Annotated in this window: 20 protein-coding genes; 8 read left to right on the top strand and 12 right to left on the bottom strand. The window is 71.0% G+C overall.

Annotated elements, in window-relative coordinates:
- Nucleotides 1–37 precede the first annotated feature (37 nt).
- The 3 genes from IF655_RS20350 to IF655_RS20340 form a co-directional block, all read right to left on the bottom strand.
- Nucleotides 38–607, bottom strand: a complete 570-nt coding sequence (locus tag IF655_RS20350) for a cysteine hydrolase family protein (RefSeq protein ID WP_199586394.1) — start codon at nt 605–607, stop codon at nt 38–40.
- Entirely contained in the window at nt 604–2,106 is a 1,503-nt protein-coding gene (locus tag IF655_RS20345; RefSeq protein WP_199586392.1) for a cytosine permease, read from the bottom strand. Before IF655_RS20345 ends, IF655_RS20350 begins: the two co-directional genes overlap by 4 nt.
- A gap of 127 nt (nt 2,107–2,233) precedes the next feature.
- A complete protein-coding gene (locus tag IF655_RS20340; RefSeq protein WP_199586391.1) occupies nt 2,234–3,982 on the bottom strand; it encodes a cytosine permease in 1,749 nt (582 codons plus the stop codon).
- A 191-nt stretch (nt 3,983–4,173) separates the two neighbouring features.
- Between IF655_RS20340 and IF655_RS20335 the strand changes: the two genes are divergently transcribed.
- A complete protein-coding gene (locus IF655_RS20335) occupies nt 4,174–4,635 on the top strand; it encodes a MarR family winged helix-turn-helix transcriptional regulator (protein ID WP_242488840.1) in 462 nt (153 codons plus the stop codon).
- A 148-nt stretch (nt 4,636–4,783) separates the two neighbouring features.
- Nucleotides 4,784–6,505, top strand: a complete 1,722-nt coding sequence (locus tag IF655_RS20330) for an MFS transporter (RefSeq protein ID WP_199586389.1) — start codon at nt 4,784–4,786, stop codon at nt 6,503–6,505.
- An 82-nt stretch (nt 6,506–6,587) separates the two neighbouring features.
- Here IF655_RS20330 and IF655_RS20325 read toward each other — a convergent pair whose 3' ends face one another.
- The 5 genes from IF655_RS20325 to IF655_RS20305 all read right to left on the bottom strand — a co-directional run bounded on the left by IF655_RS20325 (nt 6,588) and on the right by IF655_RS20305 (nt 12,063).
- Nucleotides 6,588–7,295 carry an FAD binding domain-containing protein gene (locus IF655_RS20325; RefSeq protein WP_199586388.1) on the bottom strand — a complete coding sequence of 236 codons (708 nt, stop codon included), beginning with the start codon at nt 7,293–7,295 and terminating at the stop codon, nt 6,588–6,590.
- A 168-nt stretch (nt 7,296–7,463) separates the two neighbouring features.
- Nucleotides 7,464–9,530 (bottom strand): iron ABC transporter permease, encoded by a 2,067-nt coding sequence (locus IF655_RS20320; RefSeq protein WP_199586386.1) that lies wholly within the window; start codon nt 9,528–9,530, stop codon nt 7,464–7,466.
- Between the two features lie 4 nt (nt 9,531–9,534).
- On the bottom strand, nt 9,535–10,512 hold the full coding sequence (locus tag IF655_RS20315) for an ABC transporter substrate-binding protein (protein ID WP_199586384.1): 978 nt from the start codon (nt 10,510–10,512) through the stop codon (nt 9,535–9,537).
- Complete coding sequence (locus IF655_RS20310) at nt 10,509–11,441, bottom strand: ABC transporter ATP-binding protein (RefSeq protein ID WP_199586382.1); 933 nt, start codon at nt 11,439–11,441, stop codon at nt 10,509–10,511. Before IF655_RS20310 ends, IF655_RS20315 begins: the two co-directional genes overlap by 4 nt.
- A 64-nt stretch (nt 11,442–11,505) precedes the next feature.
- The gene (locus IF655_RS20305) at nt 11,506–12,063 is read right to left on the bottom strand and encodes an MSMEG_1061 family FMN-dependent PPOX-type flavoprotein (protein WP_199586380.1); all 558 of its coding nucleotides are present in this window, start codon (nt 12,061–12,063) and stop codon (nt 11,506–11,508) included.
- Nucleotides 12,064–12,238: 175 nt separating this feature from the next.
- On the opposite strand from IF655_RS20305, the gene IF655_RS20300 reads away from it, so the two are divergent.
- Nucleotides 12,239–13,345, top strand: coding sequence for a winged helix DNA-binding domain-containing protein (locus IF655_RS20300; protein WP_199586378.1), 1,107 nt, complete (start codon nt 12,239–12,241; stop codon nt 13,343–13,345).
- Here the strand turns inward: IF655_RS20300 and IF655_RS20295 are convergent.
- Nucleotides 13,299–13,703, bottom strand: a complete 405-nt coding sequence (locus tag IF655_RS20295; protein WP_199586376.1) for a helix-turn-helix domain-containing protein — start codon at nt 13,701–13,703, stop codon at nt 13,299–13,301. The genes IF655_RS20300 and IF655_RS20295 overlap by 47 nt on opposite strands.
- A gap of 109 nt (nt 13,704–13,812) precedes the next feature.
- Here IF655_RS20295 and IF655_RS20290 point away from each other — a divergent pair, with 109 nt between their 5' ends.
- Nucleotides 13,813–14,460 carry an NAD(P)-dependent oxidoreductase gene (locus tag IF655_RS20290; protein WP_199586374.1) on the top strand — a complete coding sequence of 216 codons (648 nt, stop codon included), beginning with the start codon at nt 13,813–13,815 and terminating at the stop codon, nt 14,458–14,460.
- An 8-nt stretch (nt 14,461–14,468) separates the two neighbouring features.
- Here IF655_RS20290 and IF655_RS20285 read toward each other — a convergent pair whose 3' ends face one another.
- Nucleotides 14,469–14,843 (bottom strand): hypothetical protein, encoded by a 375-nt coding sequence (locus IF655_RS20285; protein ID WP_199586372.1) that lies wholly within the window; start codon nt 14,841–14,843, stop codon nt 14,469–14,471.
- 106 nt (nt 14,844–14,949) lie between these two features.
- On the opposite strand from IF655_RS20285, the gene sigJ reads away from it, so the two are divergent.
- A complete protein-coding gene (gene sigJ / locus IF655_RS20280; RefSeq protein WP_199586370.1) occupies nt 14,950–15,849 on the top strand; it encodes an RNA polymerase sigma factor SigJ in 900 nt (299 codons plus the stop codon).
- Nucleotides 15,850–15,896: 47 nt separating this feature from the next.
- Here the strand turns inward: sigJ and IF655_RS20275 are convergent, their stop codons facing one another.
- The gene (locus IF655_RS20275) at nt 15,897–16,685 is read right to left on the bottom strand and encodes an SAM-dependent methyltransferase (protein WP_199586368.1); all 789 of its coding nucleotides are present in this window, start codon (nt 16,683–16,685) and stop codon (nt 15,897–15,899) included.
- Nucleotides 16,686–17,119: 434 nt separating this feature from the next.
- On the opposite strand from IF655_RS20275, the gene IF655_RS20270 reads away from it, so the two are divergent.
- The 3 genes from IF655_RS20270 to IF655_RS20260 all read left to right on the top strand — a co-directional run bounded on the left by IF655_RS20270 (nt 17,120) and on the right by IF655_RS20260 (nt 22,196).
- The gene (locus tag IF655_RS20270) at nt 17,120–19,543 is read left to right on the top strand and encodes a transglycosylase domain-containing protein (RefSeq protein ID WP_374100308.1); all 2,424 of its coding nucleotides are present in this window, start codon (nt 17,120–17,122) and stop codon (nt 19,541–19,543) included.
- 72 nt (nt 19,544–19,615) lie between these two features.
- Nucleotides 19,616–20,884, top strand: coding sequence for a hypothetical protein (locus IF655_RS20265; protein WP_199586365.1), 1,269 nt, complete (start codon nt 19,616–19,618; stop codon nt 20,882–20,884).
- A 196-nt stretch (nt 20,885–21,080) separates the two neighbouring features.
- Entirely contained in the window at nt 21,081–22,196 is a 1,116-nt protein-coding gene (locus IF655_RS20260) for an amidase domain-containing protein (protein ID WP_199586504.1), read from the top strand.
- Nucleotides 22,197–22,332: 136 nt separating this feature from the next.
- Here the strand turns inward: IF655_RS20260 and IF655_RS20255 are convergent, their stop codons facing one another.
- Nucleotides 22,333–23,094, bottom strand: coding sequence for an IclR family transcriptional regulator (locus IF655_RS20255; RefSeq protein WP_307814980.1), 762 nt, complete (start codon nt 23,092–23,094; stop codon nt 22,333–22,335).
- Nucleotides 23,095–23,159: the final 65 nt, after the last annotated feature.

The following is a 23,159-nucleotide window of genomic DNA, read 5'->3' as shown; positions in this document are numbered from 1 at the left end:
CACCCGCCGGTCCCCGGGCATCCGGCGGTCCCCGGCGTCAGGGGAGCTCGCGCGCGCCCAGCTCCGCGGTGGTGACCACACGGACGAGCGGGCCGTACAGCTCAAGCAGGCGCAGGGTCTCCCGGTGGGCGTGGTCGTCCACGCCCGCGCAGGCGTCCGCGACGACCAGGACCTCGGTGCCCGCGTCGGCGGCGGCCAGGGCGGTGGTCAGGACGCAGCACTCGGTGCTGACGCCCGCGAGGACCAGGGGCTCATCCGGGCTCAGGCGGGCGGCGAGTCCCGAGGTCCACTTGCCGAAGGTCTCGGTGTCCAGGGTCGGCCCCGCGAGGTCCGCGAAGTCGTCGGCCAGGCGCCACAGCGGGGCGTCCGGGGGCTGGAGCGCGAAGGGCCAGCGGGCGTAGTAGGCGCGCCAGGCGCCGGTGGGCAGGGAGGGGGCCAGGAAGCGGGTGAAGACGGTGCGGTCGCTGTAGGCGGGCAGCAGGCGCCGTACGCCCGCCGCGGCGTCGGCGAAGCGAGGCACTCCCCAGGGGCTGTCCGGGTCGGCGAAGACGCGCTGCATGTCGATGACGGCGAGCAGTCCCGCGGGCGCCGAAACCGGGGCGGTCATACGGCGGGGCTCCCCTCGTACGGCGGCGGGCTCGGCGGCGCCGCCTCCTGTGCGCGCACCCGTCCCCGGCCGAACAGCAGGGTGCCGAGGAAGGAGAGCGCGAGGGCGACGAGGACGCCGAGGTTGGCGTACGCCCACTCCCCCGACTTGCCGCCGAGGCCGAGCGGGCCGAGCAGATAGCCCTGCCAGGTGAGCCAGTTCGCGGCGGTGTTGGTGACCAGACCCCAGCCGACGGCGGTGGCGGCGACGGTGAGGGCGAGGGGCAGGACGGGCGCGTCGCCGTAGCGGCCCTCGGGGCGGTACAGGTCGCCCTCGTCGTAGTCGCGGTGGCGCAGGGCGAGGTCGGCGAGCATCACCCCGCACCACGCGGCGATGGGCACGCCGAGGGTGGTGAGGAAGCCCATGAACTCGTCGAGGAAGGCTCCGCCGAAGAACACGATGTAGATGGACCCGGCGATCATCAGGACACCGTCCACGAACGCGGCCAGATAGCGGGGCACGCGCAGTCCGGCGGAGAGGAGGGCGAGGCCGGAGGAGTAGATGTCGAGGACGGCGCCGCCGATCAGACCGAGGACGGCGACGAGCGCGAAGGGGACCAGGAACCAGGTGGGCAGGATGGTGGTCAGGGCGCCGATGGGGTCGGCGGCGATCGCCTCGCTCAGCTTGTCGGAGGAGCCCGCGAGCAGCAGGCCGAAGACCAGCAGGAGCAGCGGGGCCGCGGAGGCGCCGAAGGCGGTCCAGCCGATGACGCCCCGGCTGGAGGAGTCGCGGGGCAGGTAACGGGAGTAGTCGGCGGCGGCGTTGACCCAGCCGAGGCCGAAGCCGGTCATCACGAAGACCAGCGCGCCGATGAACTGCTGGGCGGAGCCCGCGGGGATGGCGCTGACGGTGTCCCAGTCGATGTGGTCGGCGACCAGGGCGATGTAGATGACGGTGAGCACGCCGGTGATCAGGGTGATGACCGTCTGGATCCGCATGATGAGGTCGAAGCCCATGACGCCGCCGACCACGGTGAGCGCGGCCACCACGAGGAGCGCGACGGCCTTGGTCTCGGTGCCGCCGCCCCAGCCGAGCCGGGCGAAGACGGTGGCGGTGGCGAGGGTCGCGAGGGTGGCGAGGGCGGTCTCCCAGCCGACGGTGAGTATCCAGGAGACGACGGACGGCAGACGGTTGCCGCGTACGCCGTAGGCGGCGCGGCTGAGGACCATGGTGGGGGCGGAGCCGCGTTTGCCCGCGACCGCGATGAGGCCGCAGAGCACGAAGGAGGCGACGATGCCGAGCACTCCGGCGACGAGAGCCTGCCAGAAGGAGATGTGGAAGCCGAGCGCGAAGGCGCCGTAGCTGAGCCCGAGGACGGAGACGTTGGCGCCGAACCAGGGCCAGAACAGGGTGCTCGGGGTGCCCTTGCGGTCGGCGTCGCCGATCACGTCGAGGCCCTGCGTCTCCAGATGGATCTGGCGGTCGGCTCCGCTGTGGCGGGGGTCCTGCGGATGCGTCATGTCGGCCTGCCTGTCCTGACGTGTCGAGCCAGAGGCTAAGCGCGGGGGCCAGGGGATACAAGGAATGACCCGGACCCGCCGCGTCCTGGGGGCGGGTCCGGGCCGTCCGTCCGCCCGTGCCTCGGTGTCACTCCGTGGCGCGCAGCGTGGGGGCGGCGAGTGCCACGGGCCCTGCCGTCTCCGCGCTCTTGCACCGGTCGTGGCAGTCCTTCTCCAGGCTGCAGCACAGGGAGCAGACGGTGCCCTGGTGGAAGGGGCAGTTGGCCATGTCGGGACGCTCGAAGGCGGTGGCGCACACGGCGCAGTCGAGGGTGCCGGGGGCGTCGGACATGTGCGGCGCGCCCATGTGGGGTTCGTCCATGTGCGGCTCGCCCATGTGCGCCGCGACCATGTGCGGCGCTCCCAGGTCATCCACCCGCGCTATGTAGTACCGCCCCTTCGTCACCACCGCGAACAGCGGCGACAGCACCATGGCAAGGACCAGTGCCACGAACGGCGAGAACGCCTTGCCGTACGCGCCGAAAGCCCCGAAGTACGCCGCGATGGACACCGCCGAGGCGATCAGCATCGAGCCGAAGCCGACCGGGTTGAAGTGGTGGAGGTGGGCTCGCTTGAACTCGATGTACGACGGGCTCAGTCCGAGCGGCTTGTTGACGACCAGGTCGGCGACGACCGCGCCGATCCAGGCGATGGCCACGTTGGAGTAGAACCCGAGCACGGTGTTGAGGAAGCCGAAGACGCCGAACTCCATGAGGGCGAGCGCGATGCCGACGTTGAGGAAGATGTAGACCACGCGCCCGGGGTGACGGTGGGTCAGCCGCGAGAAGAAGTTGGACCAGGACAGCGAACCGGAGTACGCGTTCGTGGAGTTGATCTTTATCTGGGACAGGATCACGAAGAACGTGGCGAGACCCAGGGCGACGGGCGCGGCGAAGGTGCCGAACCCGTGGACGTACTGCTGGATCGGCTCGTTGGCCATGCCGAGCCCGACACTGCCCGCGATGTAGAAGGCGAGGAAGGCGCCGCCGATCTGCTTGAGCGCGCCGAGGACGACCCAGCCGGGTCCGGCGCTGAGCACGGCGGCCCACCACTGCCTGCCGTTCGCCGCCGTCTTGTCGGGCATGAAGCGCAGGTAGTCCACCTGCTCCCCGATCTGTGCGATCAGGGAGAGCGCCACGCCCGCGCCCGCTCCGACCCCGATCATGCTGAGGCTGGAGCCGGTGGGCGAGTTCCCGGCGAAGTGGGTGAACTTGCCGAACTTCTCCGGCTCCTGGACGGCGATGGAGACGAACGGCGCGACCATCAGCACCAGCCAGACCGGCTGGGTCCACACCTGCATCCGGGAGAGCGCGGTCATGCCGTACACGACGAGCGGCAGGACGACCAGGGAGCAGATGACGTAGCCGAGGGCGAGCGGGATGTGCAGGCCGAGTTCGAGGGCCTGCGCCATGATCGAGCCCTCGAGCGCGAAGAAGATGAAGGTGAAGCTGGCGTAGATGACCGAGGTGAGGGTCGAGCCGAGGTAGCCGAAGCCCGCGCCCCGGGTCAGCAGGTCCATGTCGATCGAGTACTTCGCGGAGTAGTACGAGATCGGGATGCCGGTGAGGAAGATGACGACCGCGGCGGTCAGGATGGCCACCATGGCGCTGGTGAAGCCGTGGGAGACGGCGATGGAGCCGCCGATGGCGAAGTCCGCGAGGTAGGCGATACCGCCGAGCGCGGTGGTGGCCACGACGTAGGGGCTCCAGCGGCGGAAGGACTTCGGCGCGTAGCGCAGGGAGTAGTCCTCCAGGGTGTCGTTGCGGGCCCACTCGTTGTAGGTCCGGCTGCCGGGCGGGGCCGGTGGGGCGGCCTGCTTGTCGACGATCTCCGTCACGGCTGATCCCTCTCCGTCGGCCGCTCCGGACTGTCCGGAGGCGTGCTCGGAAGGGTCGCGGCAGGCGGTTTCCCCGCCGTTTCGGCGCGCTTAAGGGGAGGTTCCCGGGTACTTCGGCGGCGTAAATCCTGGTCGGGGCGCGGGCGGGACCTGCCATTGATTCACGCTACACGTATCTGCATAATGGAGTTATGGATAAGCGGGTTATGGACTCCGGCGGGGCGCGGCACGACGCGTCGGCCGACGATCTGATGATCGCCGTGGAGCACCTGGTGCGGTACGTGCGCCGCAGCGCCACGGCGGGCGGACTGAGCACCGCCGCCTCCTCCGCGCTCGGCCGGCTGGGTCGCGAGGGTCCGCAGCGGCTGACCGAGCTGGCCCGGGCCGAGAACGCCACCCAGCCCAACATGACCCAGCTCGTCACCCGTATGGAACGCGCGGGTCTGGTGCGGCGCACCGCCGACCACACCGACGGCCGGGGCGTGCTGGTCGAGGCGACCGAGACCGGTCTTGAGGTGTTCCGGCGGCGCCGGGTCGAGCGCTCGGAGGCGCTGGGGCTGCTCCTGGAGCGGCTGCCCGAGGAGGAGCGGGCGGCGATCCGTACGGCGCTCCCGGCACTGGCCCGCGCGATCGAGGAGGACGGAGCGCACTAGCGCCCCGGGCGCCTCACCCCCGGCCGGACCCGAGGCGCCCGTCCCGTACCCGTACACAACGCACAACCCCCACAACGCACAACCCCCTTTCAACTCCATCCCCTTGAGGTCTCTGTCCCCGTCACGTCATGACTGGAGAGAAGCGGTAATGACTGCACCGCATGGAAAGGCCGCCAGCCCGTTCCGGCAACCGAAGGCCGTCTGGGCCGTCGCGTTCGCCTGTGTCATCTCGTTCATGGGCATCGGTCTGGTGGACCCGATCCTGCCCGCCCTGGCCAAGAACCTGCACGCCACCCCCAGCCAGGTCTCGCTGCTGTTCAGCAGCTATCTGATCGTCACCGCGGTCGCGATGCTGGTGGTCGGCTGGTTCTCCGGCCGGTTCGGCGCCAAGCGCACGCTGGTGATCGGCCTGGCGATCATCGTCGTCTTCGCCGCCCTCGCCGGGTGCAGCGGTTCCATCAACGGCATCGTCGGCTTCCGGGCGGGCTGGGGGCTCGGCAACGCCTTGTTCATCGCCACCTCGCTGGCGGTCATCGTGGCCTCCGCGAGCGGTGGCTTCGGCGGCGCGATCATCCTGTACGAGACCGCGCTCGGTCTCGGCATAGCCGTCGGACCTTTGCTGGGCGGCGAGTTGGGGGCGATCAGTTGGCGCGGTCCGTTCTTCGGCGTCGCCGTGCTGATGGCCATCGCGCTGGTCGCCACGCTCGCCTTCGTACCGTCCCTGCCGAAGCCCGCCCGGCCCACCTCGCCGCTGGCCCCGCTCAAGGCGCTGCGCCACCGGGGTCTGTTGACCATGGGCATCATGGCGCTGCTGTACAACTGGGGCTTCTTCACCATGCTCGGCTACGCGCCGTACCCCATGGAACTGGACGCCCACAAGCTCGGGTTGGTCTTCACCGGCTGGGGGCTGCTCGTCGCCGCGTTCAGCGTGTTCTTCGCCCCTCGTCTCCAGGCGCGCTTCGGCACGGCGCCGGTGCTGTACGTCAATCTCTTCTGCCTCAGCGTCGTGATGGCGGTCATCGCGGCGGGGGTGGACAGTCCGACGGTCGTGATCACGGCGGTCGTGATCTCCGGTGCCTTCATCGGCATCAACAACACGCTGACCACGCAGGCGGTCATGCTGGTCTCCCCCGTGGAGCGCCCGGTCGCCTCCTCGTCGTACGGCTTCCTGCGCTTCATCGGCGGCGGTCTCGCGCCGTACGTCGCGGGTAAGTTGGCCGACGCGACCGATCTGAGCGTCCCGTTCTACCTGGGTGCCACCACGTTCCTGCTGGCGATTCCCGTGCTGGCGGGCGGACACCGGCTGCTGCGTCAGGCCGAGGAGCGCCCGGAAGAGGGCGCGCCGCTGACGCCGTCGCTCACCGCCGTGGGCGCTCCGGCCACGACGGACGTGCCGCCGGTGGTCGTCGCCGTGGGAGCGCACGACGGTGCCGACGCGATCGTGGACGCTGCCGCCCGGTTGGCCCGCGAGTCCGGCAGCCCACTGGAGGTGGTGCATGTGCACGAGACCGCCGTGGTGGAGGAGCAGGCGGCGGAGACGGAGAGCACCGCGCGGGCGCGAGCCGCCGTCACCGCGCACCTCGACCGGCTGGCGGCGCACGGGATCGCCGCCACCGGTCAGGTCCTGGCCAGCGTGGGCGACCACGCGGCCGCGGGCCGGGTGCTGGCCGAGCACGCCGCCCGGGTCCGTGCCCGTGTGGTGGCGGTGGGCCGCTCGCCGCGCGGCGCGCTCGCCCAGTTCGCGGACGGCAGCCTGACCGCCGCGCTGGCGCACGGGGCGTCCTGCGACGTGGTCCTGGTGGAGGGCGACGGGCTGCCCCGGCAGGTGACGACGGCGACGCTGGCGAAGCTGCGCGACAGCGCGGTCTGAGACGGCACGGCAGAGGACAGGGTCCCGGTGCGCACAACGCGCCGGGACCCGACTCATGTGCCACGCAAGGGAGCTCGCCCGCTCAGCGCCCCGTCAGCTCGACCACCTGCGACTGTACGGTCTCCCACGCCGCGGCCACCTCGCCGACCGGCGTCGCCCGCAGCGCGCGCAGCGGTTCGCGGGGGTCGGCGCCGCACTCGGTGGACTCGCTGAGGACCTCGTAGCCGTCGCGGACGGCGACGCACAGCCGGTAGCGGTCGCCGCCGAGGGCGTGCAGCGCGGAGGCGACGACGAGCGGCGGGGGTCCGCCCGGCTCGCCGGGGAGCTTGCGGTAGGCGCTGGCGACCGGCGTACGCCAGCGCAGGCTGAGCAACACCGGGCGCTTGGCGAGGACTTCGGCGAAGTCGGTCTCGTAGACCCCGTCCGCGGTGAGCACCTTGGCGCGAGCCTCCAGGACGAGCGCGGCCGGGAGCAGACAGCGCAGGCTGCTGCCCGCTATGTTGCCGCCGACGGTGGCCGCGCGGCGCACGGCGCCGGTGCCGACCGATCCGGCGGCCCTGCGCAGGACCTCGGGGACGCGCTCGTCTATGCGGTGGAGGACGACGGCGCCGCCGAGTTCCTCGCGGCCGAGGACGTTGGCCTCGGGGAGTTCGCGCAGGGACAGTGCCTGCGCGGGGAAGCCGTCGCGTTGCCAGGTGGCCCAGACCAGCGTCGCCCCGCCTACGGGGACGGCTCCATCGGCGAGATGTCCTCGCGCCTCGGACACGGACGTGGGCAGACGCAGCAGCACGTGGCCAACCTGCCTTCCTGGGAAGCCGGGCGGCCGGGGGAACGGCCGTTCGCCTGTCGACACGGCGCATTCTCGTCGCTCGCCCGGGGGCGCGTCCAGGGCTCAGGCAAACAGGGCGTGCGCCCCTTTGCCGGGGACGCACGCCCTGAGTTGACTGCCCGTCAGGCTCTAGCGGCGGGAGCGGACGAGCAGGTACAGGAAGTACGGCGTGCCGATCGCGGCGGTCATCAGACCGGCGCCGAGCTGGGCCGGGGCGATGACGGTGCGGCCGAGGAGATCGGCGGTGCAGACCAGCACGGCACCCAGGAGCAGGGCGACCGGGACGACCCGCGCGTGCCTGCGGCCGACCAGGGCGCGGGCGGCGTGCGGCGCGACCAGACCGACGAAGCCGATGGTTCCGGCTGCCGCGACGGCGGTCGCGCTGAGCAGTACGGCGACCACCAGGAGTCCGAATCTGGCCGGTGCGGTGCGCAGTCCGAGCAGCCGGGGCGTGTCGTCGTCCAGCGAGACCAGGTCGAGTTCGGTGCGCCGTACGACGGCGACGACGATGCCGAGCACCAGCGCCCCGGCGACGGGCAGCGCGTCGGTGAGCGTACGTCCGTAGGTGGAACCGGACAGCCAGGTGAGCGCCTTGGTCGCGTTGAACGGGTCGGTGAGCACGATGAGCAGGCTGATCAGCGCGATGGCGGCGGTGGACACGCCGATGCCGACGAGGACGAGTCTGCTCTGCCCGAAGCCGCCGCGTGCCGCGAGTCCGAAGACGAGCAGCGAGGCGAGCCCGGCGCCCGCGAAGGCGGCGCCGGCGATGCCCCAGGACCCCGCGACCGGGACGGTCGTCACGAGCAGGACCGCGCCGAGGGCGGCGCCGCCGGAGACGCCGAGGATGCCGGGTTCGGCGAGCGGGTTGCGGGTGACCGCCTGCACGAGGGTGCCGGACAGGGCGAGGGCCGCGCCCGCGAGGAGCGCCGCGAGGACTCTCGGCACCCGGGTGTCGAGGACGAAGCCGACAGCCTGACCGGCTTGCCCCTGGGCCCAGTTGGCGACGTCCCCGAGGAGGAGCTTGGTGTCGCCGAGCAGCACTCCGGCGATGGTGATCCCGACGAGGGCGGCGACGAGTACGGCGACCGTGGCGAGGAACGCGGCGCGGCTCGGGATGCGCAGCCGCTCGGGCGCGGCTGCGCTGGTGGTGTCCCGCACGCGCAGGGCCATGCCGACGAGGAAGACGGCGCCGAGGAGGCTGGTGACGACGCCGGTGGGGACGGCGACGGACAGTTCCTTCGACATGCTCGCGCGCAGCAGCAGGTCGGCGCCGAGCACGAGTGCCGCACCGGCAAGTCCGGCGGCGGGCAGATGGACCCGGACGCGGACGAACGGCCGGAGCCTGCGGGCCAGGGGCCGTACCAGGGCGGGGGCGCACAGACCGACGAAGCCGACGGGACCGGTCAGGGTGACGGCCGCCGCCGAGAGCAGCGCGGCGCACACCACCACGGTGATCCGGGTGGCGCGGACCGGGACGCCGATGCCGCGCGCGGCTTCGTCGCCGAGGGCGAGGGCGTCGAGTCGGCGGGCGACCAGGAGGAGTCCGACGAGTCCGGCGACGGCGACGGGGGTCATCTGGAGGACGCCGTCGAAGCCGTTCTGGCTGATGCTGCCCTGGTTCCAGAGGTAGAGGCCGTGGGTGCGCTCGGGGAAGAGCAGCAGCAGGGCGTCGGTGACGGCGGACAGACCGAGCGAGAGGGCGCTGCCCGCGAGGACGAGCCGTACGGTGCCCGCGCCGGGTCCGGCGAGCGAGAGGACGACGGCCGCGGCGGCGAGTCCGCCGGTGAAGGCGACGCCGGAGGAGGCGAACAGGGGCAGCGTGGCGCCGCTCGCGCCGAGCACGCCGAGACCGAGGTAGGAACCGGCGTTGACGGCAAGGGTGTCCGGGGAGGCGAGCACGTTGCGGCTGACGGTCTGCAGGGCGGACCCGGCCATGCCGAGGGCGGCTCCGGCCAGCAGTCCGGCGGCGGCGCGGGGCAGCCGGGAGGCGATGACCACGGAGGCGTCTGCCTCGTCGGCGCGGCCGGTGAGCGCCTTCCAGACCTCCGACGCGCCGACGGAGGAGGTGCCCTGGGTGATGTCGAGGACCGCGAGGACGGCGACCAGGCACACGAGCAGGGCCGCCACCGCGACCGCGCCCGTCCTGGAGCTGTCCGCCGGTACCGCGGCGGCGGGGGCTGTTGCGGTGGCGGCCATGGCGCTACTTCGTCAGGGCGGTGACGACGGCGTCGACGTACGCCTGCATGGACCGCGGACCGCCGAACATCCAGATGCCGTCGGGCAGTTGGTGCACGTCGCCCTTCTTCACGAAGGGCAGGGACTTCCAGGCGGCGTTCTTGGCGAGGTCCTTCTTGAACGGGTCGGTGCCCTCGCTCTCGTTGCCGATGTAGGCGAAGCGGGCGTGGCCGACGGCGGACAGGCCCTCGACGTCGGTGGAGGCGAGGCCGTAGGCGGGGTCGCCCTTGAGCTTCCAGGCGTTCTTCAGCCCGAGGCGTTCGTTGACGGCGCCGATGAGCGAACCGCTGGTGTAGGGGCGGATGGAGACCTGGTTGGAGGCGACGTAGCCGTCCGCGAAGGCGATGGAGTCACCGGCGTGCCCGGCGGCGGCCAGCTTCTTCTTTCCCTCGGCGAGCTTGGCGTCGAACGCCTTGTTCACCTCGGTGGCCCGGGCGGTGGTGCCGGTGGCGCGCGCGATGAGGTCGAGGTTGGTCTTCATCTGCCCGATCTGGTCGGACGCCTTCGCGGAGCGCACCTCCAATACCGGGGCTATCTTGCGCAGTTGCTTGACGGCGGCGGCCGGGAGGTCGGTGGTGGCGACGATGAGGTCGGGCGAGAGCGAGGCGATGGTGTCCATGCTGGGCTCGCCGCGGGTGCCGATGTCCTTGGGGGCGCCCTTGAGGGGGGCGGCGGTGTCCCACGCCTTGTAGCCCTTGACGTCGGCGACGCCGACGGGGTCGACGCCGAGCGAGACGAGGCTCTCCACGACGTTCCACTCGGTGCCGACGACCTTCTTGGCGGGACCGTCCAGCTTGACCTTCGCGCCGGTGGCGTCGGTGAGGGTGATGCTCTTGGCGGCGCCCTTGCCGGAGTCCTTGGCGGCGGGCTCGGTGGTGCCGCAGCCGGTCAGGGCGACGGCGGTCGCGGACAGGGCGGCGAGGGCGATGAGGTGGCGTCTCATGAGGTGGTGCTGAGCCTTCCGGTGCGTGCGTGGTGGCGGCCGACGGCGCGGGTGCGCAGGCGGCCGGTCAGGGGGTCGGGGTCGACGTCGATGCGGATGCCGTAGGTCTCGGTCAGGCGCTCGGACGTGAGGACGTCCTCGGGGCGGCCGTCGGCGACGACGCGTCCCGCGCTGAGCAGGGTGACGCGGTCGGCGACGGCGGCCGCCTGGTCCAGGTCGTGCAGGACGGCGCCGACGGCGATGCCGTGGTCGTCCGCCAAGTCCCGCATGAGGTCGAGCAGTTCGACCTGGTAGCGCAGGTCGAGGTAGGTGGTGGGTTCGTCGAGGAGGAGGACGCCGGTGTCCTGGGCGAGGCAGCTCGCGAGCCAGACGCGCTGGAGCTGGCCGCCGGAGAGGTGCTCGGCGCCCCGGTCCGCGAGCGCGTCCAGGTCGGTGAGGGCGAGCGCGCGGCGTACGGCGTCCGCGCCGTGGGGGTCGGCGCGGGACCAGCGGCTCCGGTGCGGATAGCGGCCGAACTCCACGATGTCCCGCACGGTCAGCCCGCTCGGGGTGGGGCGGCCCTGGGTCAGCAGGGCGACGCGGCGGGCGAAGTCACGGGCGGTCAGGGCGAGTCCGTCCAGCGGCTGCTGGTCCTGACCGGCGCCGCCGGTCCCGCCGCTCGCTCCTTCGCCGGTTGGTCCCTCACCTGTTCCCTCGCCGCCGAGCGTGAGCGTGGCGGAGCGGGGGCGCTGGAGGCGGGCCAGGGTGCGCAGCAGCGTCGACTTGCCGCTGCCGTTGGGGCCGACCAGGACCGTGACCTCGCCGGGTCGCAGCGTGATCGCCGCGCCGTGCACCACGTCCGTGCCGCCGTACGCCACGGTCACGTCGTGCGCGGCCAGTTCGTGACCGCGCATACGGGGGACCTCGGGTTTCTCTTCACCGGAACTCACGAGGGAAGGTTAGCCTATCCTTACCTGTGCTGGTCAGCCCCGGCGCGGAACCGCTCCCCCGGAGTCAGCGCGCCGGCCAGGTGTCCGGGTTCCACACCCCCGAACGGCGCAGCGACTGCGGGCAGTGCAGATAGATCTCGTCGATGTCGAGGACGAGCGCGAGCAGGGGGCGCCGTCCGTCGCGGGTCATCGCGTCGAAGAACGGCGCGTCGGTCAGGATGCGGGCGCGGCCGTTGACGCGGAGCACGTCCGTGCCGCCGGGGACGAGGTAGAGCAGTCCGGCGTGCGGGTTCTCCAGGATGTTGTGGAAGCTGTCGGCCCTGCGGTTGCCCAGCCGGTCGGGAATGGCCAGGGTCGAGGGCCCGAGGACGTGAGTGAAGCCGGGTCCGTCCCCGCGCGGCGAGACGTCGCAGTTGCCCCGGCTGTCGGAGGTGGCGAGCAGACAGAAGGGCGAGCGGGCGAGGATGTCCCGGTCCTGGTCGTCGAGTTGGCCGTGGACCTTGTCGATGACGAGCGGGAACGGCTCGCCCAGCAGGGTCCGCAGCTCCTCCTTGGAGCCCAGCTCCACGTATCCGTCGGTACCGGCGGGGTGGGGCGCGGTCGTGTCGATGGTCTGGGACAAGCGGACTCCCGGGATCGGTGCGGTGAGCTGCATGGTAGTCGACATTAGGTTTGGCTTACCTAAGTTGAAACCGGTCCGTGAGGGTGCGCGGAGACCGGTGGGGTGACGCGGCCTGTGATGGGATGGCCGCGAAGACCGTTCCACCGTGGCGCACGGAAGGAAGTGGGGCAAGGCGATGAGCGACAGGGCCGTGACCAACCGCCAGCTCAACAGGGCGACTCTGCAACGCCAGTTGCTGCTGCGCCGGGACGAGCGGTCCGTGTCCGAGGCGCTCGGCCGACTGGTGGCCCTCCAGGCGCAGGTGGCCAACGCCCCCTACGTCGGCCTGTGGTCGCGGCTCGACGGGTTCGACAAGGCGGACCTCACCGGTCCGATGGAGCGCCGCGAGGTGGTGCGGGCCACCCTGCTCCGGGCCACGCTCCAGGTCCTGACGGCCGAGGACTACCTACGGCTGCGCACCTCGCTGCGCCCCGCCCTCGTCAAGGCGATGCGGGGTTTCATGGGCAAGCGGGCGGAAGGGCTGGACTTCGACGAACTCGCCTCCGCAGCGCGCGAGTTGCTGGACCAACACCCGCACGCGCTGGGCGAACTCGGCGAGGCCTTGCTGAAGTCTCACCCCGACCGCGACGCCTCCGCCCTCGCCTACATCTCACTGCGCTGCGAACTGCCCGTGGTGCAGCGGCCGCCGGGTGGAACCTGGGGTTCGGGATCGAGCGCCACCTACGTGACGGCGGACGCCTGGCTGGGCGCCGCCTGCCACGACGCGGAGGAGCCCGAGGAGTTGGTGCGCCGCTACCTGGCGGCGTTCGGCCCGGCGAATGCCAAGGACATCCAGGTGTGGTCGGGGCTCACGGGCATGTCAGCGGTACTGAAGCGCATGCACGGGGAGTTGACGGTTCTTCGGGACGAGAACGGCATCGAACTCCTCGACCTCCCGGACGCGCCCCTCCCCCACGCCGACACCCCCGCCCCGGCACGGCTCCTCCCCGAGTACGACAACCTCCTCCTCTCCCACCACGACCGCACCCGCGTCATCCCCGACGCCTACCGCCCCCACGTCTTCCGCCCCGGCGGCCGCGTCCTCCCCACAGTCCTGCTCGACGGCTTCGTCGCCGGAGTATGGAAAACGCAACGCCAACGCGCGACAACCCGCCTGACCGTCACCCTGTTCACCGACGTACCCGAGCGGGACAAGGAGGCGGTCGCCGAAGAAGCCGCGCGCCTGCTGGAGTTCATCACCGGGGAGCCGGGTCATCCGGTGGAGCTGGTGACGGCGGGCTGAGACCCAGCCCCTCACGCGCGTCCAGCAGTTCGTCCAGATGACCTTCCGCCCAGACGCGGGCCGCGTCGAGCAGGGGCAGCAGGCTCCGCCCGAGCGGGGTCAGCGCGTACCGCACGTCCCGGGCGGGCCCCACATGGACCGTACGGATCACGAACCCGTCCCGCTCCAGTGCCCGCAGCGACCGCGTCAGCACCTTGGCCGTGATGTCCCGCAGCGGCACCCGGAGTTCGGAGAAGCGCCGGGGTCCGCCCTCCAGGCACCGGACGATCATCCCGGCCCACTTGTCCCCCACCCGGAACGGCATCAGACCGGAGGGGCAGAGCGGGTCGAACATGTCCGGATCCAGGGGTTCGGTCACGGGGTCACGGTAGCGCGGGACGTGGTGTCCGGAAGGTAACCAGGGGTCCGACTACGTTGCCAGAGGGGTGCCGTAGAGAGCGGTGTCCGACGAGGTGAGGTGGTCGGGCGTGAGCGAGGTCATCGTCTTCGGGGCGGGTGGACGGATCGGCCGGGCGGCTGTCGGCGAGGCGTCACGCCGGGGGCACCGGGTCACGGCGGTGGTCCGAGACCCGGACGGGCAGAGGGAGTTGGGAGCGGCGCGATGGCGATCCGGTGACGTGACCGACCCGGACGCGGTGGCTCGTCTCGCTGCCGGTCACAGCGCCGCGATCCATGCCGCGTACGACGCCGGCTCCCCTGCCGACGTGTTCTTTCAGGCCGCCGCCCGTGCGCTCGTCAACGGCCTGGCGCGAGCGGGAGTGGGCAGACTGGTCGTCGTCGGTCTGGCGGCTCTGCTCGAAACCCCGGACGGCACACGGCTGTTGGACGCACCGACCTTCCCACCGCAGTACCGCCCCTTCGCCCTCGCCCACGCCGCCGGAGCTGCCGTACTTCGTGACTCCCCCGCCGCACCGGACTGGATCGTCGTCAGCCCGGCCGGTGACTTCGCCCCCGACGGCCCCCGTTCCGGCGGCTACCGCCTCTCCCCCGCCGATCCGGACGCCCGCATCACACCCGAGGACTTCGCCCTCGCCCTCCTCGACGAGATCGACACCCCGCGCCATCACCGCGTACAGCTCGGCGTCGCCCCGCGAGGAAACTCGCGAGGGAACTAGCGAGAGAACTAACGCCGGACCAACGCCACCAGGCTCAGCCCGAACATCAGCACCCCCAGCGGCAGATGGACCGACGGGACGTGGGCGATGCCGAGGGCGACCTGGAGGGAGGCGAGGGTGAGGAAGCCGGTGGCGTGCCAGACGGGGCGGAGGGAGCCGCCGCCCGGCTTCCAGGCGAGGACCGCGGCGAGGACGTAGAGCATCGAGGCGGCGTACATCACCCGGGCGCCGATGCTGTGGAGGGTCTCGCCGTAGGAGGAGGTCAGCAGCAGTCCGGCGGAGACCGCCTGGAGGAAGATGGTCAGGGTCTGCAGGGCGATCGCGGTGCGCAGGAACGAGGAGGTGCGCTGTGCGGTGGGTGTCGCCGTCGCGTCGGTGGCCATGTCACGGTCCCCTTTTCCGCCCTCGGGCAGGTGGGTCGGTCGATAAGGTCTCACCGGTCCGACGACGCGGACCCGCGAAAGGTAAGGCGAGGGAGCTGCCGGAAGCATGGGGAGTGTCGGGGGTCACACGGACGGGACGACCGGCGAGCGGCGTCAACTGATCAATGTCGCCTACCGGTTGCTCGGTTCGGTGAGCGAGGCCGAGGACGCCGTGCAGGACGCCTACGCCCGCTGGTACGGGCTGCCGCCGGGCCGCCAGGAGGAGATCGTGTCGCCCGGCGCCTGGCTGACGACGGTGACCAGCCGCATCTGCCTGGACCTGCTCGGCTCCGCGCGGGCGCGGCGTGAACGCTATGTCGGCGCCTGGCTGCCCGAACCGCTGCCCGACCGCACCGAGTGGGACGGGACGGACGCCGCCGATCCCGCCGACCAGATCGTCCTGGACGAGTCGGTGGCCATGGCGTTCCTCGTCGTGCTGGAGTCGATGACGCCCGCCGAGCGGGTGGCGTTCGTCCTGCACGACGTCTTCCGCTACCCCTTCGCCGAGATAGCGGCCGTCCTCGACCGCACCCCCGCCGCCTGCAAGCAGCTCGCGTCCTCGGCCCGGCGCCGCGTGGGCACCACACGGATTCCCGCACGGGCGACCGACCGCGCCGACATGGTCCGGCGCGTCAAAGAGGCGTGGGAGGCGAAGGACATCACGGCTCTCGTCGCCCTTCTCGACCCCGGCGCCGTCATGACCGCCGACGGCGGCGGACTGGCCGGTGCCGCTCTGCACCCGGTCGAGGGCGCCGCGCGCATCGCCCAGTACATGCTCGCCATCGCGGACCGGGCTCCGGGGCTCGAACTCCTCGAACGGTCGGTCAACGGGGTGCCGGGACTGGTGGCCCGCCGGTCCGGCGTCGTCCTGACCGTGGCGGCGTTCGACGTCTCGGACGACCGTGTCACCCGGATCTGGGTGGTCCGCAACCCGGAGAAGCTGCGCCCCTGGGCGCGGGAGGACTGAAGCCCGTCACGACCGGCGGCAGGAGCAGCCACCGGAGCCCCTGCGCCTTACGGAACCCGCGCCACCCCCACATAGATTCCGCTCCCCTCTTCCTCCGGAGCCTCCGCTCCCCGGTGCCACTCGGGTGCCGTCACCAGCCCCGGGTCCACCAGTTCCAGCCCGTCGAAGAAGCGCAGGACCTCGGAGCGGGAACGGAAGGCGAGCTTGATGCCGCCCTTGGCGTACTCCTCCGTCACCTGGGCGGAGAGTTCCGGGTAGATGTCGGAGGAGGCGTGGGAGAGGACGAGGTGGCTGCCGGAGGGGAGGGCGGCGAGGAGGTCCGCCACCAGGGTGCCGGGCTTCTGGTCGTCGCCGAGGAAGTGGAGCAGCGCTATCAGGGAGAGGGCGACGGGGCGGTCGAAGTCGAGGGTGCGGCGGGCGCGTTCGATGATGGTGCCGGTGTCGCGGACGTCTGCCTGCACATAGTCGGTGGCGCCCTCGGGGCGACCGGTGAGCAGCGCCTCGGCGTGCCGGAGGACGAGCGGGTCGTTGTCGGTGTAGACGATCCGGGCGCTCGGGACGACGCGCTGCACGATCTGGTGGAGGTTCGGCTCGGTGGGAATACCGCTGCCGATGTCCAGGAACTGGTCGACGCCCTGTCCGGCGAGCCAGGCGACCGCGCGGTGCATGAACGCGCGGTTCTGCCGGGCGCCGTCCCGCGCTTCCGGGGGCAGCATCTTCCCGACCGCGACGTCCACCGGATAGTTGTCCTTGCCACCCAGCAGCCAGTCGTACACGCGCGCCGGATGAGCCACGCCGGTGTCGATCTGCCGAGGGTCGGGGGTGCCGGTCGTCATGGCGGACTCCGTCGCAAGAAATTGGCCGGATGAATGCTGACGATCATCGAGTGTCGCACATCATCCGGCAAGCTCTGTACGGGAGTTGAGCACTCCGGTTGTGACGGACGGAACGTCTCCGAGCGGGCGCGGGCGGTGTCTTCCAGTGCCGTCGCGCAAAAGCCGGGGGCAGGTCGTTCATCCCTCACACAATGCGCGGTCATGCTCCTGCCAATTACATCCCGACCGTTTCGATCACATACCCGGCGCCCTTCGACGCGTAACAGACCCTGACCCCCTGGGCTCGAAAGTATGAGCTGATAATTTGTGAAGCTCGCGAGCAGATGTAGGACCAGGGGGAAAGAAAAAGGGCACCGGTGCCGTAGTTCCGGTCACCGGGTCCGCCCAGTGCGTCTGCCCTCGCGAGCACCACCGAGCGGGGAGGAGACTCTGTCGTGACCGAGGCAGGGCAGGGGGCGGACGCCAGGGACGGCGGCCGGCGGGGGCACGGACGGCGCGCGGCGTCGAAGCGGTCGTGGGGACGCAAGGGGCGGGACACCGACCACGCCGCCCCGGCGGACCAGGACGACACGCCGGTGTCCGGCGACGCCTCGGAGACGACGGACGAGGGCGGAACGACCACGGGCGGTGCGACCACGGGCAAGCCCGGTTTCGAGCCCGAGGCCACCATGCAGCTCCGGGTCGCCTCGATCCGCCCGGACGAGACCATGCAGCTCAAGATCGTCTCGCCGCCGTCCGACGAAACGATGCAGCTCGCCCTCCCCCCTGCCCCGAAGGACCGGGAGACCAAGCCAGCCGGGGCCGCCACCCCCGGTCGCCGCGCCGAGAAGCCGACCGGACGCCTCGCCGTCGTGACGGTCCCCGTGCTCGCCGCGCTCGCCCCCGTCACCCGCGCCCTCGCCCCCTACGCGGAGAAGGCCGCCCCCTACGCCCGCCGTCTGCGGCCGGTCTATCCGCGCCCCGGACGCGACGACTGGCGGCGCTGGATACCCTCCTGGCGCCAGTGGCTCGCCGCCTTCCTCAGCACCGTCGGTCTGACCGGTCTCTTCCTCACCGTCGCCTACGCGACCACCGACATCCCGACCAACCTCAACACGTACGCCACCCAGCAGGACAACGTCTACTTCTGGTCCGACGGCACCCCGATGGCCCGTACCGGCTGGGTGCGCCGACAGGCGATGCCGCTCAAGGACATCCCCGAGGGCGTGCGCTGGGCGGTCCTCGCCGCGGAGAACGAGAGCTTCTACACCGACCCCGGAATCTCCGTCAAAGGCATCAGCCGCGCGGTCTGGCGCACGATCGGCGAGGGCGACACCGAGGGCGGCTCCACCATCACGCAGCAGTACGTGAAGAACGTCTACCTCACCCAGAACCAGACGGTCAGCCGCAAGATCACCGAAGCCATGATCGCCCTCAAGCTCGACAACCGGATGAGCAAGGACAAGATCCTCGAGGGCTACCTCAACACGAGCTGGTTCGGGCGCGGCACCTACGGCATCCAGCGCGCCTCGCAGGCGTACTACGGCAAGGACGTCAGCAAGCTCAACCCGAGCGAGGCGGCCATGCTCGCCTCGCTGCTCAAGGGCGCGGGTCTGTACGACCCCACGCTGAGCAAGGCCAACCACCACCGCGCCGTGGAGCGCTGGAACTGGATCCTCGACCGCATGGTCAAGATCGGCAAGCTCTCCCCCGCCGAGCGCGCCAAGTACACCAAGTTCCCCGAGCCGCTGAAGACCGCGCAGGTCTACGACACCGGTAAGCAGAGCGACTACCTGGTCGAGCTGGCCTCGCAGTACGCGAAGAAGTCCGCGCACATCTCGGCCCGCCAGTTCGACCTCGGCGGCTACCAGATCTACACCACCTTCGACCGCGAGCGGGAGAGCAAGCTGACGGCAGCCGTCACCAAGGCGCGTGAGGAGGCGGCGAAGAAGGACCCGAAGGGCGCCAAGTCGGCGCACTACGGCGCGGCTTCGGTGGCCACCGACGGCCGGATCGTCGCCGTCTACGGCGGACCCGACCACCGCAAGCAGGGCTACAACGAGTCCAACGCGACGACGGTGCCCGCCGGTTCGGCCTTCACCCCGTTCGTCTACGCGGCGGGTCTGGAGCACGGCGTGATGAAGACCCGGGAGGGCACCCGCACCCCGGTCGGTCCGGACTCCGTCTACAACGGCGACGACGGCGTGCCCGTCACCACGCCCGAGGGTCCGTACTGGGACCGCAGCGGGCGCAAGGTCGCCGCGCACAACGACGGCAACAAGTCCTACGGGCAGCTCAGTCTGCGCCAGGCGCTGGCCAAGTCGGTGGACACCCCCTTCATGCAGCTCGGCATGGACACCGGTCTCAAAGCGGTGACCTCGACCGCAGAGCGCGCCGGTCTGCTCTCCTCCAGCATCGGACCGCAGGTGCCCGCGCTGTCGCTCGGCAACTCCACGCCCAGCGCCATCCGCATGGCCAGCGGGTACGCCACCTTCGCAGGCAGCGGGGTGCACACCGAGCCGTACTCGGTGCGCCGCATCACCCGCAACGGTGCCAAGGTCCCGCTGACCGCCCCCGACCGGCGCCGGGCGGTACGCCCTGAGGTGGCCCAGCAGGTCAACGAGGCGCTCGCGGACAACTTCCGCGCCGCGCACCCCACGGCGGCCGCCACCACCCCGGCGGCCGGCAAGGACGGCACCACCGACAAGGACACCGCCCTGTGGTACACGGGCAGCCTCAAGTCGGTGTCCACGGCCGTCGTCGTCTACCGCATCGACCTGTCCGAGAGCCTGGAGCCACTGCCTCTCGAGGGCGTGGCCGGCACCACCGCCGACAGCGTGCCGTTCGGCATCTGGTCGAGCGCCGTGGGAACCGGCTGATCCCGAGGGCCGTCACCGGCCGCCCCCTCCCCCCGACTTGTCACCCGCACCCGCACCGGAGATTGAGTCCGTATGAAGTCGAGCTCAGGCCGCCGCCGCAAGGAACGCACCACCCCGCAACGCGCCGTGGGGCCCGGCGCCCTCGCCCTGGCCCTGCTGCTGGTGGCCGGCTCCACTGTCGGGGGCTATCTGCTGCTGGCCCACGAGGACGGCACCGCCTCGGCCGCCTCCTCGGCCAAGCAGCCCGACACGGCCAAGGAGCCGCAGTGGGACGGCAGGACGAAGGTGCTCGGCGACGGGTCCACGTCCTACACCGGTCCGCAGAAGGGTGAGTTGAAGGCTGTCCGGCTCAAGCCCGGTGAGAAGCCGCCCCAGTTCGTCGTCTTCTCCTGGGACGGCGCGCTGGAGGGCAGCGACCATCTCTTCTCGCACTACCGGGAGCTGGCCAAGGAGTACAACGCCCACATGACGTTCTTCCTCACCGGCATCTATCTGCTGCCGAAGGCGAAGAAGGACCTCTACCACCCGCCGCAGCACGGCGTGGGCGCCGCGGCCATCGACTACGCGACCGACGAGCACATACGCGAGACGCTGGAGCAGTTGCGCAAGGCGTACGACGACGGCAACGAGATCGGCACGCACTTCAACGGGCACTTCTGCGGCGCCAAGGGCGGCGGCGACTGGAGCGTCAAGGAGTGGCGCAGCGAGATCGACCAGTTCTACTCCTTCGTGGAGAACTGGAAGACCAACACGGGCTACAAGGACATCGCGCCGCTGCCCTTCGACTTCAAGAAGGAGGTCACCGGCGGCCGGGCGCCCTGCCTGGAGGGCCAGGCGAACCTGCTGAAGGCCATCAAGCCGCTCGGCTGGCGCTACGACGCCAGCTCCGCCGGTGACTTCCAGATCTGGCCGACGAAGAAGAACGGCGTCTGGGACTTCCCGCTGCAGATGCTGCCGTACGAGTCGGGCAAGTTCCAGGGTCTGTCGATGGACTTCAACTTCCTCTACAACCAGTCCAAGGGCGAGACCCACGGCGACCCCGCCGAGTACCCCAAGTGGGAGCAGCAGACGGTGGATTCGTACATGGCGGGCTTCAACCGCGTGTACTACGGCAGCCGTGCGCCGCTGTTCATCGGCAACCACTTCGAGGACTGGAACGGCGGCATCTACATGAAGTCGATCGACCAGGTCATCAAGAACGTCTGCACCAAGAAGGGCGTGAAGTGCGTGTCCTTCAAGGAGATGGCGGACTGGATGGACGCGCAGACGCCCGAGACGCTGGCGAACCTCCGCAGCCTGGACCCGGCGCAGTCGCCGGACTGGTCCGCGGTCGTCAAGTGACGTTTGAAACGGTCTGGTTCCACTTGTGCACACCTTCTTCACACCCGTCACATGCGGCATGCGAAGATGCGTTCGCCCGGTCTCTGTAACCGGAGTCCCGGTCTGTGTACCGGAGTAGAGGGGATCATCATTGAAGTCGAGAAAACTGAGCCGTAAGCGCAGCCGTGCCGCCATAGTGTCGGCCGCTGCCGCTTCGGTGGTCGCGGGCGTCGCGCTCGTGCCCAACTGGAGTGCGGGAGCGGCGGTCGTCGACGATCCGACCGTGGACGCGGCCACCAAGGCGACCTTCCAGAAGCTGGCGGACGCGGTCTTCACCGACCGCACGCAGGCCCTGGTGGGTGGCACCACGCAGAGCGCGCCGCAGCAGCGCACGCACCGGTTCTCCGGCGACGTGCGGATGTCGGGCACGCAGACGCGGCAGGAGAAGTCGGCGCTCACCGAGCTGCGCGGCCGCAAGGACCGCCTGGCGAAGCTGGGCGAGCAGTACAGCGCGGGCAGCACGAGCGTGAAGCTGGACGCCACGCAGGTCAAGGGCCGCCGCGCCACGGTGGACGTCACCGAGACGACCTCCCTGACCTACAAGAAGGTCGAGGCCAACCAGCCGAAGACCACCGGTTTCCAGGCCCACCACGAGCTGACGTTCAAGGCGGACCGCGAGGGCAACTGGCAGCTCACCGACGTCAAGGACACCGACGACGGTTATCTGGCGGTCAACCAGGTCGCCAAGCCGGAGGTCGCCAAGCCGGCCACCGCCGCCGACGACGGCCCGCCGGACGCCCCCAAGGCGGCCACGACGCGGCCCGCGCCCGCGAACCCGAAGAACATGACGGCGTCGGGCTACGACTACAAGGCCATGGTCGCGTACGCCACGAAGTACTGGAACAACTACAACACCGAGTACCCCGACTTCAACGGGGAGGGGGCCGGCGGCGACTGCACCAACTTCGTCAGCCAGTCCCTGAAGGCGGGCGGCTGGAAGCACGTCCCGGGTTCCACGGACGACTTCCACAAGTGGTTCGGGACCAAGGACATCCAGTCCGACTCCTTCATCGGTGTGAACGAGTTCTCCTGGTTCGCCCTGTCCTCGAAGCGCGTCACCCCGCTGGCCAACGTGTTCCAGGCCGACATCGGTGACGTGATCCAGATGGACTTCAACAAGGACGGGTCCAAGGATCACTCGATGATCGTCACCAAGCGGGACGCCCAGGGCGTGCCGTACGTGACGTACCACTCCACCAACACCTACAACAGGTCGGTGGCGTCCCTCGTCGCGTCGTACCCGACGGCGGCGTTCTACGCCTACCGCACCTGATCACCGGGTGTCCCGGCCGGGAGCGGCGTCCTCGTGGGCGTCGGTCCCGGCCATGACGAAGGCCCCCGCCTCGTGCGGGGGCCTTCGTGCGTCCGGGGTCTTGCGGTCAAAGCGCCTGCGGGCAGGGGGTTTTCGGTCAGGGCGCCATGCGGGCGGCGATGTCCTCGGCGCACTCCGTCAACGCCGTTGCCTGCTCCCGCAGTTGGTCTGCCTCGGTGAGGATGACGGTGGCGGCGAGGGAGACGGCGAGCAGCGGACCGCGCCGGGACGCGCCGGGCAGGGCGGCAGCCAGCGAGCGGACGCCGATCTCGTTCTCCTCGTCCACCTCCGCCCAGCCCCGCTCGCGCACCCGGGCGAGTTCGGCGCGCAGCAGACCGGGGTCGGTCACCGTGCGCGGGGTGACGGCGGGCAGGGGACCCTTGAGCAGCTCCTCCCGTTCCGCCTCGGGGAGTTGGGCGACCAGCGCCTTGCCGAGGGAGGTGGCGTGCCAGGGGTTGCGGGTGCCCTCGGCGCTGCGCAACTGCAGGTGCTGGGTGCCCTGGACGGTGAGGACGAGGAGGACGTCGGCGCCGTCGAGGACGCCCGCGATGACGGGGAGTCCGGTGCGGGCGGCGAGGCGGCCCATGGGTCCGGCGGCGGCCGAGTATCCGGCGGCGGAGCGCTGGAAGCCCCGGGAGAGTTCGAGGACGCGGGAACCGAGCGCGTAGCGGCGGGCATCCTCGTCGTAGGTGGCGAAGCGTTCCTCGACCAGGCGGCCGAGGATGCGGTGGGCGCTGCTCACGGGGAGCCGGGCGGCACGGGCGGCGGCGCTCACACCGAGTCCCGCGGGGTGCTCGGCGAGCACGCTCAGCAGGCGCAGTCCCCGGCCCAGCATGTCGTCGCCGGATGGTGTGGTCACCGTGTGGTCCTCCGTGGTGGGGCGGTTCTCTGGGGCGGGCAGGCTCTGGGGGCGGGCGATCTCTG

It is taken from the genome of Streptomyces sp. DSM 110735 (assembly GCF_016482685.1).
GTDB lineage: Bacteria > Actinomycetota > Actinomycetes > Streptomycetales > Streptomycetaceae > Streptomyces.
Note: the sequence above shows the minus strand (reverse complement) of the source record. Positions and strands in the feature narration are given on the sequence as shown.

Coding starts and splice junctions, on each gene's coding strand:
- IF655_RS20350 (WP_199586394.1), bottom strand. CDS start 607: ATGACCGCCCCGGTTTCGGCGCCCGCGGGACTGCTCGCCGTCATCGAC.
- IF655_RS20345 (WP_199586392.1), bottom strand. CDS start 2,106: ATGACGCATCCGCAGGACCCCCGCCACAGCGGAGCCGACCGCCAGATC.
- IF655_RS20335 (WP_242488840.1), top strand. CDS start 4,174: ATGGATAAGCGGGTTATGGACTCCGGCGGGGCGCGGCACGACGCGTCG.
- IF655_RS20330 (WP_199586389.1), top strand. CDS start 4,784: ATGACTGCACCGCATGGAAAGGCCGCCAGCCCGTTCCGGCAACCGAAG.
- IF655_RS20320 (WP_199586386.1), bottom strand. CDS start 9,530: ATGGCCGCCACCGCAACAGCCCCCGCCGCCGCGGTACCGGCGGACAGC.
- IF655_RS20315 (WP_199586384.1), bottom strand. CDS start 10,512: ATGAGACGCCACCTCATCGCCCTCGCCGCCCTGTCCGCGACCGCCGTC.
- IF655_RS20300 (WP_199586378.1), top strand. CDS start 12,239: ATGAGCGACAGGGCCGTGACCAACCGCCAGCTCAACAGGGCGACTCTG.
- IF655_RS20285 (WP_199586372.1), bottom strand. CDS start 14,843: ATGGCCACCGACGCGACGGCGACACCCACCGCACAGCGCACCTCCTCG.
- sigJ (WP_199586370.1), top strand. CDS start 14,950: ATGGGGAGTGTCGGGGGTCACACGGACGGGACGACCGGCGAGCGGCGT.
- IF655_RS20275 (WP_199586368.1), bottom strand. CDS start 16,685: ATGACGACCGGCACCCCCGACCCTCGGCAGATCGACACCGGCGTGGCT.
- IF655_RS20265 (WP_199586365.1), top strand. CDS start 19,616: ATGAAGTCGAGCTCAGGCCGCCGCCGCAAGGAACGCACCACCCCGCAA.